This window comes from Butyrivibrio proteoclasticus (assembly GCF_900115735.1).
Taxonomy (GTDB): domain Bacteria; phylum Bacillota; class Clostridia; order Lachnospirales; family Lachnospiraceae; genus Butyrivibrio; species Butyrivibrio proteoclasticus_B.
Window position 1 is genome coordinate 15,871 of record NZ_FOXO01000039.1, and the last position, 14,773, is coordinate 30,643.

The 14,773-nt window shown below is 38.9% G+C and carries 19 protein-coding genes; 3 read left to right on the forward strand and 16 right to left on the reverse strand.

Translation table 11 applies throughout. The features are described from left to right. Positions 1-58 precede the first annotated feature (58 nt). The 3 genes from BM146_RS16880 to BM146_RS16890 are packed head-to-tail and all read left to right on the forward strand — an operon-like array spanning position 59 to position 2,310. The gene (locus tag BM146_RS16880; RefSeq protein ID WP_074891597.1) at positions 59-622 is read left to right on the forward strand and encodes a hypothetical protein; all 564 of its coding nucleotides are present in this window, start codon (positions 59-61) and stop codon (positions 620-622) included. Next, on the forward strand, positions 612-1,784 hold the full coding sequence (locus BM146_RS16885; RefSeq protein ID WP_074891599.1) for a DUF6765 family protein: 1,173 nt from the start codon (positions 612-614) through the stop codon (positions 1,782-1,784). The genes BM146_RS16880 and BM146_RS16885 overlap by 11 nt, the downstream gene beginning before the upstream one ends. A gap of 1 nt (position 1,785) precedes the next feature. Then, a complete protein-coding gene (locus BM146_RS16890; RefSeq protein WP_207649941.1) occupies positions 1,786-2,310 on the forward strand; it encodes a DUF308 domain-containing protein in 525 nt (174 codons plus the stop codon). Positions 2,311-2,416: 106 nt separating this feature from the next. On the opposite strand, the gene BM146_RS16895 is transcribed toward BM146_RS16890, so the two are convergent. The 16 genes from BM146_RS16895 to BM146_RS16965 all read right to left on the reverse strand — a co-directional run. Continuing rightward, complete coding sequence (locus BM146_RS16895) at positions 2,417-3,514, reverse strand: hypothetical protein (RefSeq protein ID WP_074891603.1); 1,098 nt, start codon at positions 3,512-3,514, stop codon at positions 2,417-2,419. 154 nt (positions 3,515-3,668) lie between these two features. Next, entirely contained in the window at positions 3,669-4,130 is a 462-nt protein-coding gene (locus tag BM146_RS16900; RefSeq protein ID WP_074891605.1) for a thiamine pyrophosphate-binding protein, read from the reverse strand. Between the two features lie 77 nt (positions 4,131-4,207). Next, positions 4,208-5,716, reverse strand: coding sequence for an NAD-dependent dihydropyrimidine dehydrogenase subunit PreA (gene preA, locus BM146_RS16905; protein ID WP_330391859.1), 1,509 nt, complete (start codon positions 5,714-5,716; stop codon positions 4,208-4,210). A gap of 200 nt (positions 5,717-5,916) precedes the next feature. Further along, the gene (locus BM146_RS19660) at positions 5,917-6,087 is read right to left on the reverse strand and encodes a hypothetical protein (RefSeq protein ID WP_177201722.1); all 171 of its coding nucleotides are present in this window, start codon (positions 6,085-6,087) and stop codon (positions 5,917-5,919) included. Between the two features lie 327 nt (positions 6,088-6,414). Then, entirely contained in the window at positions 6,415-7,221 is an 807-nt protein-coding gene (locus BM146_RS16910; protein WP_074891608.1) for a CPBP family intramembrane glutamic endopeptidase, read from the reverse strand. 105 nt (positions 7,222-7,326) lie between these two features. Further along, a complete protein-coding gene (locus BM146_RS16915; RefSeq protein ID WP_330391860.1) occupies positions 7,327-8,115 on the reverse strand; it encodes a GNAT family N-acetyltransferase in 789 nt (262 codons plus the stop codon). Next, a complete protein-coding gene (locus BM146_RS16920; protein ID WP_242949428.1) occupies positions 8,096-8,716 on the reverse strand; it encodes an HD domain-containing protein in 621 nt (206 codons plus the stop codon). The genes BM146_RS16915 and BM146_RS16920 overlap by 20 nt, the downstream gene beginning before the upstream one ends. Then, positions 8,709-9,041 (reverse strand): hypothetical protein, encoded by a 333-nt coding sequence (locus BM146_RS16925; RefSeq protein ID WP_074891609.1) that lies wholly within the window; start codon positions 9,039-9,041, stop codon positions 8,709-8,711. Before BM146_RS16925 ends, BM146_RS16920 begins: the two co-directional genes overlap by 8 nt. 25 nt (positions 9,042-9,066) lie before the next feature. After that, a complete protein-coding gene (locus tag BM146_RS16930; RefSeq protein ID WP_074891611.1) occupies positions 9,067-9,597 on the reverse strand; it encodes a hypothetical protein in 531 nt (176 codons plus the stop codon). A gap of 420 nt (positions 9,598-10,017) precedes the next feature. Next, the gene (locus BM146_RS16935; RefSeq protein WP_074891613.1) at positions 10,018-10,542 is read right to left on the reverse strand and encodes a GNAT family N-acetyltransferase; all 525 of its coding nucleotides are present in this window, start codon (positions 10,540-10,542) and stop codon (positions 10,018-10,020) included. A 129-nt stretch (positions 10,543-10,671) separates the two neighbouring features. Next, on the reverse strand, positions 10,672-11,127 hold the full coding sequence (locus tag BM146_RS16940) for an NUDIX domain-containing protein (RefSeq protein WP_074891615.1): 456 nt from the start codon (positions 11,125-11,127) through the stop codon (positions 10,672-10,674). Between the two features lie 42 nt (positions 11,128-11,169). Continuing rightward, positions 11,170-12,009 carry an alpha/beta hydrolase gene (locus tag BM146_RS16945; protein ID WP_074891618.1) on the reverse strand — a complete coding sequence of 280 codons (840 nt, stop codon included), beginning with the start codon at positions 12,007-12,009 and terminating at the stop codon, positions 11,170-11,172. A gap of 78 nt (positions 12,010-12,087) precedes the next feature. Beyond that, on the reverse strand, positions 12,088-12,762 hold the full coding sequence (locus BM146_RS16950; RefSeq protein ID WP_242949429.1) for a CPBP family intramembrane glutamic endopeptidase: 675 nt from the start codon (positions 12,760-12,762) through the stop codon (positions 12,088-12,090). Positions 12,763-12,953: 191 nt separating this feature from the next. Next, positions 12,954-13,574 (reverse strand): GNAT family N-acetyltransferase, encoded by a 621-nt coding sequence (locus BM146_RS16955; RefSeq protein ID WP_074891620.1) that lies wholly within the window; start codon positions 13,572-13,574, stop codon positions 12,954-12,956. 33 nt (positions 13,575-13,607) lie between these two features. Beyond that, complete coding sequence (locus BM146_RS16960) at positions 13,608-14,177, reverse strand: hypothetical protein (protein ID WP_074891622.1); 570 nt, start codon at positions 14,175-14,177, stop codon at positions 13,608-13,610. A gap of 84 nt (positions 14,178-14,261) precedes the next feature. Next, positions 14,262-14,773: DUF2268 domain-containing putative Zn-dependent protease (locus BM146_RS16965; RefSeq protein ID WP_143087529.1), on the reverse strand; the 512-nt coding region annotated here is incomplete at its 5' end.

Sequence of the window (14,773 nt, forward strand, 5' to 3'; positions counted from 1 at the left end):
ACCTTAATGCAATGTTTGATATAATAACGTTAAAAGATGTACATACAGGAGAGTTGGAATGGATTTACAAAGAGAACGTAGACGTAGCTTAAATAGTCTTTCTCTATGCGGGACCGGCGCTATTGGCCTTGGGTTATGGTCAGTTATAAAAACCATAATGACATTTTTCGCGAATAGGAACTCTATCGCAGAAATGATCAGCGATATCTATACTAACTCAGGAGTCTCAGAGGAAGAAGTAAGTCTTAAAACAGTAGCATTTATAACGTACCTTTTAATTTTAGCTTTTTTGGTATTGGTTTTTTCTATTAGTCTATACGTTGGCAAATGTGCAAATGCAGAGGCTAAAAAAGGAAAAAAAAGATATCTTTATTTGATAATCGCACTTTTAGCAGGCTTCTTATATATATATTCCTGCTATTTGGGGATTCTCTCAATCAGAGATTTAACTTTTAATGAGGCTAGTTTAACAGATGACATCAACAATTCTATTGATCAGATCGCAGAGTTTCTTTTAGATTTGTCATCTGCAGGAGTATTGCTGGCACTGTTTTTTTCCGCAATCAGATCCCGAATTCTTTCCAATATGATCAGTAAACAGGAGGCAGCCCATGAACTTTGATTTTCACTATTATGCTACCTACCTGGCAGCAATTATTGCAGGATATTCTCATGAAGAAAGCAGTGAAATAGCGTATTCTGCGCAATTTGTTGATTGTTGTACAAGAACTTTTTTAACAAGCATCAAAGCCCCTTTGTCCTCAGCTACAACTCAGTCACAGGTAGAGCTGATAAATGCTCGTGCAGACCTTCTGGGGCTTCAGGATATAACCAGGATATGGTCTAGCTTCCATTTTTTGCCTCAGGATCTTTATGCTGAAAAAAAATGGTGTACTAGAGGATATAGAAACAAATATCGTCTTATCTGCGGTCCAAATGGCGATCTGTTGGTGGAGACTGTAAAGCTTGCAAAAGGCAAGTCTCTTGAGTCAGTAGGGCTAGCCATGCACGTTTTGGCCGATACCTGGGCACACCGCAATTTTGCAGGGACACCCTCTCTTGTCATCAATAATACCGACTATTATTTCTATGAGATTTTTAGCGGTGATACCGGAGAATTTGAAAAGAAAATAACATTTCGGCACAGTACGTCAACTCCGGATGATCTTAACAGAAGCATATATACTAACAGTCTTTTCCAGACCAGTGAGAATTCCATAATGAATCTGGGACACGGGAGAGCCGGGCATCTTCCGGATTATAGCTTTATCAAATATAAGTATTTGCCTGCATGGGGGGATTTTACGGAGATTGTAAAAGACAATCCATCTGACTACTATCATGCCTTTTGTCAGATGGTTTATGCCATGAGGTATTTAAGGGGGAATATCAGCTCTTTTGACAAAGATACTTACGACTTTGAAATTGTTAGTCCTTATGAAGCTCAAATAAAAGAAATCATAAATAAACGGCAGATTGACTCCTGCGCTGACTGGAAAGCTTTAGGTGAAAAAATTTCCGGCAATATAATTGATGATTTTGATGTCTACAGATATAAAGATGAGTACCTGGCAGCCAGAAAAGAAGCTAAAGACAATACTGTTCTTGGTAGATTTTTTGTGGCTGCGCTGCGACAAAAGAGCATGGTCACCAATAAGATTTATAAATCAGGTAACATGCTGGCTGGCTTTTCTGCAGATTTTGCAGAGAAAGGTTTTGTGGGTATAAAAGATTTCAAAAAGCTGGTAGATGCTGCTACTTCCGGAGGTGAAAAGCATGACTAGAATGCAAAAGATTAGAAGTATATTTGTGGCTATCGTAACTATTCTTGCCAGTATATATATGATAGTTGAGCCGGACGACGGCCTGATTACCATGGCTTTAATCCTCAGTATTGCTCTTGTCACCATGGGACTTAAATACCTCATCTACTATTTTACAATGGCGAGACATATGGTAGGCGGAAAAGGAATCCTTTTTTATGGCCTGATAGTGTTTGATTTTGGTCTTTTCACATTGTCACTCTCGGACATTCCAAAACTGTATCTGGTGTTGTACCTTGTCGTCATCAATGGATTTAGCGCAGCTGTAACAATCTTAAGAGGGCTTGATGCCAAAAAAATGCACAGCGCCTCTTGGAGACTATCCATCAGCCATGGTATTCTCAATCTTGCGCTGGCATTTTTTTGCATAATATTTGTCAGGTCCACTTCTGTTGTAGTTTATGTATACTGCTTTGGACTTATTTACAGTTCTATCATCAGAATAATATCTGCATTTAGAAAAACTGCTGTCGTGTATATTCAGTAATAAAGCAATCGCAAATGTTATTTGAACAACTCTTCTCCCGTTATAACAGCTTGTAATTCCCCTGAATGAATACTCATTTTCCACTGTCAGAATCAGTAGAAAACGCTCAATTGTCACACCATATTTCTATATAACGATTGAATCTCGGCAATCTTGGTTCAAGATAACCCCTTTTGTTTGCAGTAAAAAAATGTTTGTCTATAAGACGATCCCTGTAAACATTGTATGATGCAGAATTCTTCATGTTTGCCTTGGTGTCTTTTGCCTGACCTGTCTTACCTTTATAATAGCTTCTTATAAAGTCCTGCTCCCCATCAGATAATTTTGGCCAATCAAGATCATAGGTCTTAAAAAGAAGTCTTTCATAATCGGGGATAAGATCTTCTATTGTCTCTGATTTTTTCTTATTAAAATATAAGGAGCCAAGAATCTGATATGCATATGCATATCCTAAAGTGAGGTCATAAAGCTTCTTTGCCTCTGGAGCATCAATATCCAGGAATGTCTCATACTTATTCACGATGTCAAACTTATCCAATGCTCCAATTTCTCTTGTGTCACCTCTTCTAAAAAATGACAAGCTTTTCGAAAGCTTTTGGTCGGCAGTAAAATCCTCTATATTCTTAGAAAGACCGCTTACAACCAAGTATACTTGCCGACCTCTGTTAAACATGGTGCCTATTATAGATAGGAGTTCTACCATGCTTCTTGTTTTCGATATATCATCTATCATGATCAGAATTTTATACTTTTTCTTATTTGCAGCCTCAATCATACTTGCAAGCATGACCTCTGCATCATAATAGTTGTCATTATCCTCATAGTTTTTTGTAACATCGACACTTCCTTTTCCGGATATGACCGGAATTTTACCTTCTGCAGAGGCATTAGCTCCAATAGATGTTTTGACTTTCTTACTCTCTATGAAATTTTCTCTGCTCAAATACGAAATAAGTGTTGCAACACCGCTTCCCTCTGCTGAGAGCGGATAAACAAGCCAATGCTTTTCTTTTTCGAAAGTCTGTAAAATCTTGCTATATTCAACAGATTTTCCAGAGCCTCTTAGCCCTGTGATCTTGTAAACATACTTAAAAGACTCATCACTCTTGAAATTAGCTATGATTTCTTCAGCTATTCCCATATCGATATATGGTTTACCAGCCACTCCCGGTGTTAATGTGAATGGATCAATTCTTACTGTCATTTGTCTCCTTTTACTATTTGCATGATTGATTTACGCTTTGTTACGATTTTTTACTATTACATCATAGTATTTACTGTTTATAAATATTTTTACGTTTTCAGCAAAATCGAGTTTACGTACAATTCTGATCATATTGAGGAAAGGCATCATCGAACTACTCCACGAACGTGGTGTAGAGTCCATAAATGCTTATGTAAATAAGCTCATTGAAGCTGAAATATTGAAAAAAAAAAGATTCTAATGATAATGAGCATTCTGCAAAGTAGAGCCTTTGATTTTTTTCAAGACCTGCAAGTGTTCTGACTACCGGAATTCCAGTATAATCAACCAATCTGCTTAATTCCTCATAAGCATTCCCTTGCCTTATACCTCCACCTGCAACTATAATCGGTTTATTTGACCGCTGAATTTCAACTAAAACATTTTCAATTTGATAATCAAAATCGTCTGTTACTCTTATTTCTACGTCACTCTTATATGACTTATTTAATTCCTCTTTCTGTATATCCAGTGGAATGTCGATTAGCACCGGCCCATAGGGCGGTGTGGTTGCGATACTTATCGCCTTCTCCAGTTCGTTAGCCAATTCATCTATATTTTCCACTAATTCTTGCATATACATCTGCCTCAAATGCAGCAGCCTGATCATAGATATTATATACAAAGTGACATGCACCAATGCCGGAGCTGCTATTAGTGATAACTATGAACACGTTTTATACCTGGTGCGATTGCTTTTTGAGGACAAACCAGCAGGCAAAGGTGACAGCCAACACATTTTTTTCCGTTAAGTACTGGACGTCTGTTTTCATCAAGCTTAATTGCCTGATGCCCTCCATCTTTACATGAAATCATGCACCTTCCACATCCAATACATCGTTCTTTGATAAATCTCGGGAATATGACTGTATCCCTTTCAAGGGTATCTGTCGTACTACTTAATGTATCAAGTCCAAGGCCTATAACTTCCTTAACGCTTCTATAGCCCTTCTCAGCAAGATACATATTGAGCCCGGCTTTAAGGTCGTCTATGATTCTATAACCATATTGCATTACTGCGGTAGTGACCTGCACAGATTCTCCGCCCAAAAGCATGAACTCCAAAGCATCCTGCCAGGTCTCAACGCCGCCCATGGCAGAAATATGCATTCCATTAAGAGCCGGATTCAGTCCAAGTTCTGATATAAATCTTAAAGCGATAGGCTTGACTGCATTGCCACTATAGCCTCCCACAGCGCTATGTCCATGAACTGCCGGAGCTGCAACGTAAGTATGAATATTTAAGCCTGTTATAGACTTAATAGTATTAATTGCCGCTATGCCATCTGCTCCACCTCTCTTAGCGGCCTCAGCCGCAGGACTCATGGAAGCTACATTGGGAGTGAGTTTTGCCAGAACCGGTATATTGGTTGCATTTTTAGCTGCTCTGGTAAATCTTTCCACCAGCTCTGGGACCTGTCCAATGTCACTTCCAAGCCCGCCCTCTGCCATGTTAGGACAGGAAAAATTAAGTTCTATGGCATCTGCTCCGTTTTCCTCGCAAAGTCGTGCAAGCTCGCCCCACTCATCTTCATTTTGCCCCATTATTGATGCAAGTATAAATTTAGAAGGGTAATTCTCCTTTAATCTTCTAAAGATTTCCATGTTTTCAGCGACACTGTGATCAGAAAGCTGTTCTATATTTTTAAATCCGACGATGCTGCCATCATTGCCGGTAATCGCTGAAAAACGTGGAGATGCCTCGTGTATATCAAGTGAGCATATTGTCTTAAAGCACACGCCTGCCCAGCCTGCTTCAAATGCATTTGCACACATTTCATAGGTGCTTGCCACAACAGAGGATGATAAAAGAAATGGATTCTCCAGAGGGATTCCGCAAATATCACATTTCAGAGCATCTTCATTATTTGGGATAGGCGTTTCGCATTCTTTTTTTACCTGAGAATACATGCGATTCATAATATCTCTGATTTCTACTTTCCCTGAGCGAACACATAATTTCTCGCAAGGTGCCGGACAGGTAATACATGGATTCTTTTCCGGCATTCTTTGTGCTGCTGTCTGTTCGTTCTTAAACCAAATACTTCTAAGGATGTCTGATGGTTCTATCTCATTACAAGCATCATTACAAGGTGCATCGGCACATAATGCACAGTGTATCATGTCTACTCTTTTTATAGTCTGATTTTCCTGAAGCAACACACACCTCCACTTAATATTACGCTTGTTTTTCTATTTTTTTATCAATCTGTTCACCCTCGTTTATAGAGCTCTTTGTACTCTTCGCTAAAGATTGCACTTACATTTTATTTTTATCACATTTCGCACAAAATCACACAGGTTTTAGATAATTTTAATAAAAAAGAAATCACCCTCTGAAGCAGAGGGGCAATTTTGAATTTTTATGGCCTGATAGTGTTTGATTTTGGTCTTTTCACATTGTCACTCTCGGACATTCCAAAACTGTATCTGGTGTTGTACCTTGTCGTCATCAATGGATTTAGCGCAGCTGTAACAATCTTAAGAGGGCTTGATGCCAAAAAAATGCACAGCGCCTCCTGGAGACTATCCATCAGCCATGGTATTCTCAATCTTGCGCTGGCATTTTTTTGCATAATATTTGTCAGGTCCACTTCTGTTGTAGTTTATGTATGCATTCTTGAATCAACAATTCAAGAATGCATCAACCAAGCCAATTTAAATCGACTTCGTCGATGAGGCTTGGTTGACTCTTCACTCATATTCTCACGAAATCCGCAGTATATGCGGATTTCTGGAATTTAGTTCAAGATGTCATACTGCTTTGGACTTATTTACAGTTCTATCATCAGAATAATATCTGCATTTAGAAAAACTGCTGTCGTGTATATTCAGTGATAAAGCAATCGCAAAAAGCATACTTAGAGTTCCTGTAATTGCCTAAGCTTTTTAGGCCTAAGCAGGAACAGGGATATAGCCGAGAATAGACAGAAAGTGACAAGCACCTGCAAAAATACATTGCCGGTCGCTAACGACGATGTGGAAGAAACTACTGCCTCTCCTGCATTTACCCCGCTTAATCTGCCTGCAGCAATGTAAGCAAAGACGTCATTAATTCCGTGCAGGAATGCTACAATCCATAGATTCTTGCCTGTTCTGAAATAGACAGTGGCAAGCAGAATCCCAGTGCAAAATGTAAACATAGCCTGCGCAGCGGCTCCGCTGAAGCTAACTTCCGGCTTTAGAGCATTGGTAAGATGCATGGCACCGAAGCAGAATGCCCCACATATCACACCCAGAAATACATGTGGCGTGTCATCCTCCCCGAAAATATCATGAAAAGAATTCTGGATAAGTCCGCGGAAAAGAGATTCTTCACAGAATCCAATTAGTAGATTTTTTGCCAAAAATAAAACTAAATCAACGCCTGTAACGGATATACTCGGGATCTTATCAATAGCCTGAATGGCAGCACCGGCAAACGAAAGCAGCAATACCAATGCGGCTGTCCATCCGACTTTCATCTTACGCATATTCGGCCGATAAATCCACGTTTTCTTTAGCACCAGAACTGACAAAAAAATCATAATCGCAAAGACTAACTGCACCAGAAAGTCCACCAGAAACTCATTGTCTATCGAACTAAGAAGGTGAGCACTTAACCTGTAAACTCCATATGAAACAAATAATGCAACTATTGATAATGCCAAATCCTTAAATTTCCTCATAAACACATCCTTTCTGCACATTATACAAAGCTTATCATGTTTAAATCACTGAGTCGGAATAATCCGGAACTCGTTTTTCAGCTGTGTTGCCTTTCTGAAATTCATTTATTTACCCGCCTCAGAATTGATCTCATCAACTATATTTGCTGGTTTTATAGTCATCTCGACCCATGTCGGAACAAATCCACTCTTCACTGCATTTCTCGCCGACCTGATATTAGACCATGCAGAACAGTAGAATGGCACTTTCCCTCTTCCAAGTATTTCTTTTGCCAACCTGCTTGTAAGAGCGGATGCTATCCCCTTTTGCCTGTACTCAGGAAGAACATCTACCCCTATCTGCCACATGTCATCACAATCAGCTGAACATGCAGCAAATCCTACCAGATTATCCCTATCATAAGCACCAATTCCAAGAACATCCAAATTTTTACGATCACTGCATAACGCATTACTCCACTCCGGTAGATATAAGTTCTTGAAATCATCCTGTCCAAGTATTCTTGTCTCATATAAACATTGTATATTGGGAATCCTCTCCACATCAGGAAGGTAGTACTCTGCCATAAAACATATCTTGTACCCACGCTCTGCAAGACGTTCCTCAAGCCAGTGCATATTTGGAGTCTCAAAAAGATGGTAGAACTCATATTTTTCTATGTATTCAGAAACCAGATCTTCCACTTCGCCCATTGTGGCAGCTACAACATTATTACCATAAGAAACAAAGTTACAGGTGATTGGTTCTTTATAATACCTGCGTGCCTTTTCTCCTAAGCAGAACTTACATACTATATTTTTCTCAGATAAAAAATCCGCCGCTTTACATCCCATATCTTCAGCGGATTGTCTTATTGCGATTTCTTTAATCTCTTTATTTGTCAGCATTTTCATATCTGTAACCAGTTTCTAGATAATATTCCTCAAGAAAATCCGCCATATACTCATGTCTCTTTTGCGCAATTTCCTTGGCAACTTCAGTATTTAGTTCATCCTTAAGCAGAAGAAGCTTATCGTAAAAATGCTTTATAGAATCTGATAATGATCTTCCTGATTTTCCACCAAACGCAAATGTTCTGGCTATTCCTATTGCTCCAATTGCATCAAGTCTGTCTGCATCCTGAACAATCTTTCCCTCCAGAGTTTCAGGGCTTTTCCCTCTGTTATGACTAAATGACACAGAATTTATTGTTCTGCAAATCTGTTCTATCGTTTCTAGAGACAGACCTTTGCGTTCCATAAATGACCTGGCATTCATATTATTTTCTGTATCGAAAAGCTTATGATCATCAGCGTCATGTAACAATGCCGCTAAAGATACAACAAAACTATCTGCTTCGGGGTACGCTTCCAAGAGTATATGCACATTGTGATATACACGCATCGTATGATCTGCTCCATGCCCATCAGAATTACCTGCGAACAACTCACTAATATAATCTATTGCGTCATTGATTATCATGCCATTCGTTTCTATTATTTCTTCATCATACATTCTTCTTGTACCTCTTATATATTCTGCTATAAACAAAAGGCAGTACAGGCACGCAGAGGATACATCCAACTAGCATTACTATCCCTGCCAGCTTCATGCTGGAGAATGCCAAAAACGTAGAAATCCACATAAGTAAAGAAAATACAATCCACATTATGCCGTTAGCTCTGTTGTATGCCTTTACATCGGCTATCTCATCTTCTTCAACTGTCTGCCCCGCCCAAAACCACATGGGTTTCTGCCTTTTCCAGGCAAAGATTCCAAGTCCTGTAAGTAATGCACTTACTGGAACCATTATTACAAGCCAAATGATTAATGCCCACACACGCACCTCCGTAATAATCTACAGTTTATTTTTTTATCCCTCTATCACTCCACACATGAGCTTCGACATATCTCTCAGGACCATATTCCCCATCTGGGTTCCAGTCTTGGGGAAGACCATATTTTTTAATCACGCCTATTATCTCGTCATATGTGTAGAGCTTCTTTCTGTACTCTTTTCCATCATTGACCCGGTCACTGAATGTCGGATGAGAATCTCCATAGGTAAAAGAAACTGTGCTCAGATCCAAGTCTGCTGTATCTATCACTATATGATCACAGTCTTCGAACCAACTCTGTAACCACGGACATTCACCAATCACCAGATAATGAGGGGCTTCCCGTTCGATCTTTCCGCCCTTTTTCCGGAACTCGGTTCTTAGTATCTCTTCGAACCGCCTTCTATCCGCAATGTAACTGTCTTGCCTTTTGGCGCACATGGTTTCAGGCTTTTCAGCCTTTATAGTCAGAAGCAACTTTTTGGCTTCTTCTTCGCTTAGATCCGACAGATTCCGAAATGGACCTGTTTTCTTATCAAAATAATGATATAAAAGCATTGTATCTCCAAGGCATAAATCAATTATTTTCCAATATAATCGAATATCTAGATCTACTGCCTATATCATGGACATCCCCAATAGAAGCAGTGTTTTTATCTCTAGTCATTCTGCCACTATTCAACCCTCAGCTAATATAGGCATTGCAATTATCAATAGCGGTTCTGCCCATATCCAGCCCACCCACAATATAGGCATTATTTTGGGGCAGCAATTTACTGCTACAAAATGCCACTCCCGGCATAAAGGCAGTTTGCCCTACGAAAAATCAACTGCCTCTAGTGGTAATACCCGAAATATAGGCAGAACTTCGGTCACAAATTGAACTGCCACTATTCGCAACAGTCTATATATAGGCAGTTTTGCACCAGCTCCTATTGTTCATATTCCTGGAATTTAATTGCTCGATAAATTTTGAATTTAAACATCTTTAGCCAAATAAAGTAAAAGATCATCATCATTGATGCAGGGGGCATACTGTTCTAATTGTTTCCCTTTATACCAAACTCCGCTGCCATCAAAATTGTAACCTCTTTTTACATACATCCTCTGGGCTGGTCCATATCCAGAATGAACCCCAACTGCCAAGTAAACTTTATCGGAAACTTTTGACGCCTCTTTTTCAACAGCATCCAAAAGCCTATTTCCAATACCTTTATTATGAACATCAAAGAAAACTGTCAGATCTTCAATTTCAGGATAGCCTTGATTTCCCCAAGGACCTTCTGTAGGATTCAGAACCAGAGTACATTGCCCGGAGACTCTGCCATCATACTCTGCGATAAAAACAAATCTTTTACCATCCTCCTGTTCTTTATAATACTTTTCATATGCATCTACGGAAGGATGCCAGCCATACGAAAAATATGTATCATAAAGGATTTTTGCATCTTCAGGGATCATGCTCCTAATTCTTATAGTTCCATCATCATAATACGTAACCATCTTTAATCACCTTTATCATAATCCTAGTCATACCACCTGTTAAAGCCGTGTTCTTATATCTTTCATTTGCCATAATCCTCCCAAATCTTTCCCTATACTTTTAAAAATAGCATGCAGATATACTATCTTTTATTTTTGAAAATATCTTACTTGTGCAAGTTGTACCGCATCATCAATCATTTCATTGCCTGCACGATCAGAATACTTAAGGTAATCTTTTACCCTATCAGCAGCTACCAGCTCTCTCCCATACACTTTTCCTGTAGCCGGATCAATATGACTCTCATAAATATCTTTTATCTTCGCTATCATTCTTACCTGAGCATACTTATCCGAATTATCCTCCACCAATAAATACCCAAGATAATGAATATCTTCCAGTTCAATATTTAATTCTTCAATATATTCCCGTTTCAATGTCTCTTCAAAAGTTTCAGCATTTTCAGGCTTTCCACCGGTCAATTTGTATTTTCCGTCCTCAATCCTCAAGACAACCAGGTTATCTGCTGAAAATGCTATTCCATAAACCTGTTTTACCGATAACTGGTCAGGAACAGAATCCTTAAACCATGTAAAGTCAGCCATAATGCAATCCCCTATATACTTCGCCGATTATCCTGAAAGAAGTTAATGCTCCTGTGTAGCAAAATAGTGTTCCTTAGCATAAGCAAACACCTCATTAAAATTCTTTATAGCTTCTTTGCTTATCGGGTTATTAGGTTCGTTCATGTCAAAGGCATGATACATTCCTTCGTAAATATCGACTTTAGCCTCCACTCCTGCAGCCTTAAGATCATTAATATACTTCAAAGTTTCGAAATAAAAAGGCTCTGCTGTACAGACAAATGTATACGCAGGTGGAAGATTAGAATAATCTGTTTGCCTTGCCGGCGCGGCATAAGGAGATACATCTTTCTTTGCATCTTTCCTCAAGTATACCGCCCATGCCTGATGATTTCTTTTTGTATTCCATACCTTGGAATGATTATTTTTAGAACTATCTGTATCATAATTGTCTATCATTGGATATAGCGGCATCTGAAAAGCAACTTTTACTTCGCCCTTATCTCTTGCCAGCATTGAGATGGCTGCAGTTAATCCACCTCCCGCACTCTCTCCCCCAACCATTATCTGGTCTGGGTTTATTCCAAGTTCTTTAGCATGGTCTTTAATATACAATAGTGTGGCATAGCAATCATATAAAGCTGTAGGATATGGATAAAACAGCGACAAATGATACCCCGGAGCTATAACTACAGCGCCATGATTTCTCACAAGATCCGCCGCCCGTCCAATATAAGCCATCTCTTTCATTCCTGTCATATATCCGCCACCATGGATCCACATAACTCCCGGCGCATTTGAAGGTTCATTTATGGGTCTCAATATCAGCAGCGGAATCCTTCTTCCGTTTGCTGTTATTTTAATTCGCTTGCTATGTATCCCCTTGGTACTAAAACTGTACATTTCATTAGCCCCCACATATATTTGGAATAATATATTTGCTATAATAACTGTCATAAATCTATAATTTCAATTTTATTCCTAATTGTTCGCATCCAAGCTATTTCCATTTCCAAATTCTTTAACCAGATAGAATAGATACCCTCCCAAAACAGCAATAATCAACACTAAGTTGATTACCCTTTCTGTCAGAGGATTACTCATCCCATTTGCAGAAAAAACTTTGAGCGCATTATTAGCAGAGTGGAATAGAATACATGGTACAATAGACTTCCCATGATAAAAGATTATTACCAGCACAAATCCGACCAGAACGGCAAATACAATTTGAATCATGGACGAAATCAAATCTTTTCCACTTCCGTTGAAAAGATTCACAATATGTCCCAAGCCAAATGTCAGCGCAGAAACAATAATTGCACTCTTAAGATTGTCCTTCTCCATTGCCCTGAATAATAGTCCACGGAAAATAACTTCTTCAAGAAACCCTACGCAGAGCATGCTGATGAAATAAAACAGAGATTCCAATATGTCATATTGCAATTTTATTCCGCCCCAAAAGGCTGTCGATGCAATTATAATAAGCGGTATATAAAACAGAAACCGTTTTGCTGGAATAGATAATCTACAAAACCCGTATTTTTCACCAAGTTTATTTTTTTGAATCCAGAAAAACAAAATCAAAGACATTGCTATGTGAAGCACAGCTGTTATAGATTTTGTAATGCCAATGTTCTCTGAAAACTGATCTGCCAAACTGCTCAGAACAACATAAGCAACTATCCACAGGATTGCAAAAGTAATCTCACTTTTCTTATATATTTTTGTCATTTTGAATTCCCCAATCTTTCTTTCATAGTCCGTTTTACTGAAAGATAACACGCTATCACATCATCCCGACAAACTTGAATTGTCTTGCACTACTCCCCTTAATCATGAAGTACTATTCAATCTTTATGCACTATATGCCATATCACCGGATTGGAAAAACCACTTGCAATATAAAGCTCATAGGGATTGCTTGGACTATTTAACTTGCCAGAGACAGTCACAAACTCTGCTCGTCCCCGTAAGCGAGATAGTAGCTCAGCTACAACATATTTCCCTAATCCCTTATGTCTATGTGCAGTCGACACCTGAATCCACTCCAGAGTGCCCTCACCTATGCTCTTATCTAATTCCCCAATTCCACTTGCAACAATTTTCCTTGTTTTCTGCTCTCGTATTGCAATCCATAAATTCGTATCATATACCTGTCGTTTTTTATATATGCCAATTTCTTCGACAGAAAGGCATTCGCTCTCATAGCACTCTTGTATATGCGCAGCAAACTCATCGTCTGTCGCTGTTGATAAAACATAATCATCTGACAAAACAGGAACACTTACATTCTCCAGATTATGAATCATTTTAAAATATGGTTCATCCGAACCGTTTATAGTTCCTTCAACATATTCATCGTCGCGAATGACCATAATATTATCAGGCACTTCTATCTGTAATGTTTTCCAAAGCGGAAGTGACGCACTCCCGCAAGGGGCTGCTAAATAATCCTTTTCATCTATCATCTTATTATCCCTTCATATCCAAACCGGAATCTGCTATTCTCCGAGAATATCTGAGAAATTCCCCTTAAGAAAATGTAGATATTCCGGATGATCTGCATTTTCTTCATACTCCTGCAGAATAGTCCTCCTAATCCATTTCCTCATCTTCTCAGGCATTTCTTCGTATCTCATGATTGCAATAAGCCCTTTTTCTTCTGCCTCAAGAATTGCATCATATGCATCCGGAACAAACTCTGTCCCTACTACTTTTACAGGAGCATTGCTAGAAGCAGCATTAGATATTTTAATCTCGAAGCCAGAATCTGTAATACTCTCGGCACTGTATATATATCCGGAAACACCCTTGTACGTTTTTTCAAGTGCATTAGGATAATACTCCTGCAGCTGCTGGATTCCATCTTTGGGAAAGCCGTATGGGCCCCATTTCTTCCATATTCCATCATAGACAAACCCTGTTTCCTTGCAATATTTCTCGATCGCATTGCTAAGGTAAACAAGCGTGTTCTCTCTTTTCGTTGAAAAATAAACCAGCGGAATATGATGATCTGATACCCTCGGTTCTAATTGTTTAATCCCTTCAACAGGAGAAGCGTGATAATACATATTTCCTCCACAAATAGCGATTTGCTTATTTCATTATCCTGTAAGATAACACGCTATCACATCATCCCGACAAACTTGAATTTATCAGTTCGAATCTACAAACTTATCAAATTCCGTCTGCACTCTCTCAAAGGTGTAGTTGATAACGCTATCAAAGCAATCGCTACGCAGCAAATATTGGACAAATCGAGCTCCCAGGTAATAACCAACGTCTGCATGGCCTTCAAAAGATACCCAGTCACCAAAGTAACGCTGATTTTCGCTATTCATAATCGTCATATCATGACTAAAAGATTGCTTTATCAATTCGTAATTCTGGTCACACCACTCTTTCCACCCATTCTTGTCCTGATTATAATACTCAGAGTCTCCAATTATCTCCTGCTCAAAAGCCATTGCAACGCCCTCTGTGTATAATTGCCAAAGAAACTTTTCAGCCATTGAATTGTCCTTATGGTAAAGGGTTCCGTATTGCGATTGATATACATGACCTAGTTCATGAATAATCAACCCAATCATATCGTTTTTGCTACACCAGTTAAGTTCTATTATTTTCTCTATTCCGAGGAGGACTGTCGTTTTTTCATTAATCTTTG

What these genes read in the sequence shown, in the direction of transcription:
- BM146_RS19660 (WP_177201722.1), bottom strand. Translation starts at nt 6,087, where the DNA reads ATGGATAGTCTCCAGGAGGCGCTGTGCATTTTTTTGGCATCAAGCCCT.
- BM146_RS16885 (WP_074891599.1), top strand. Translation starts at nt 612, where the DNA reads ATGAACTTTGATTTTCACTATTATGCTACCTACCTGGCAGCAATTATT.
- BM146_RS16920 (WP_242949428.1), bottom strand. Translation starts at nt 8,716, where the DNA reads ATGTATGATGAAGAAATAATAGAAACGAATGGCATGATAATCAATGAC.
- BM146_RS16915 (WP_330391860.1), bottom strand. Translation starts at nt 8,115, where the DNA reads ATGAAAATGCTGACAAATAAAGAGATTAAAGAAATCGCAATAAGACAA.
- BM146_RS16955 (WP_074891620.1), bottom strand. Translation starts at nt 13,574, where the DNA reads ATGATAGATGAAAAGGATTATTTAGCAGCCCCTTGCGGGAGTGCGTCA.
- BM146_RS16960 (WP_074891622.1), bottom strand. Translation starts at nt 14,177, where the DNA reads ATGTATTATCACGCTTCTCCTGTTGAAGGGATTAAACAATTAGAACCG.
- BM146_RS16935 (WP_074891613.1), bottom strand. Translation starts at nt 10,542, where the DNA reads ATGGTTACGTATTATGATGATGGAACTATAAGAATTAGGAGCATGATC.
- BM146_RS16895 (WP_074891603.1), bottom strand. Translation starts at nt 3,514, where the DNA reads ATGACAGTAAGAATTGATCCATTCACATTAACACCGGGAGTGGCTGGT.
- BM146_RS16930 (WP_074891611.1), bottom strand. Translation starts at nt 9,597, where the DNA reads ATGCTTTTATATCATTATTTTGATAAGAAAACAGGTCCATTTCGGAAT.
- BM146_RS16890 (WP_207649941.1), top strand. Translation starts at nt 1,786, where the DNA reads ATGCAAAAGATTAGAAGTATATTTGTGGCTATCGTAACTATTCTTGCC.
- BM146_RS16880 (WP_074891597.1), top strand. Translation starts at nt 59, where the DNA reads ATGGATTTACAAAGAGAACGTAGACGTAGCTTAAATAGTCTTTCTCTA.
- BM146_RS16940 (WP_074891615.1), bottom strand. Translation starts at nt 11,127, where the DNA reads ATGGCTGACTTTACATGGTTTAAGGATTCTGTTCCTGACCAGTTATCG.
- BM146_RS16945 (WP_074891618.1), bottom strand. Translation starts at nt 12,009, where the DNA reads ATGTACAGTTTTAGTACCAAGGGGATACATAGCAAGCGAATTAAAATA.
- BM146_RS16900 (WP_074891605.1), bottom strand. Translation starts at nt 4,130, where the DNA reads ATGCAAGAATTAGTGGAAAATATAGATGAATTGGCTAACGAACTGGAG.
- BM146_RS16910 (WP_074891608.1), bottom strand. Translation starts at nt 7,221, where the DNA reads ATGAGGAAATTTAAGGATTTGGCATTATCAATAGTTGCATTATTTGTT.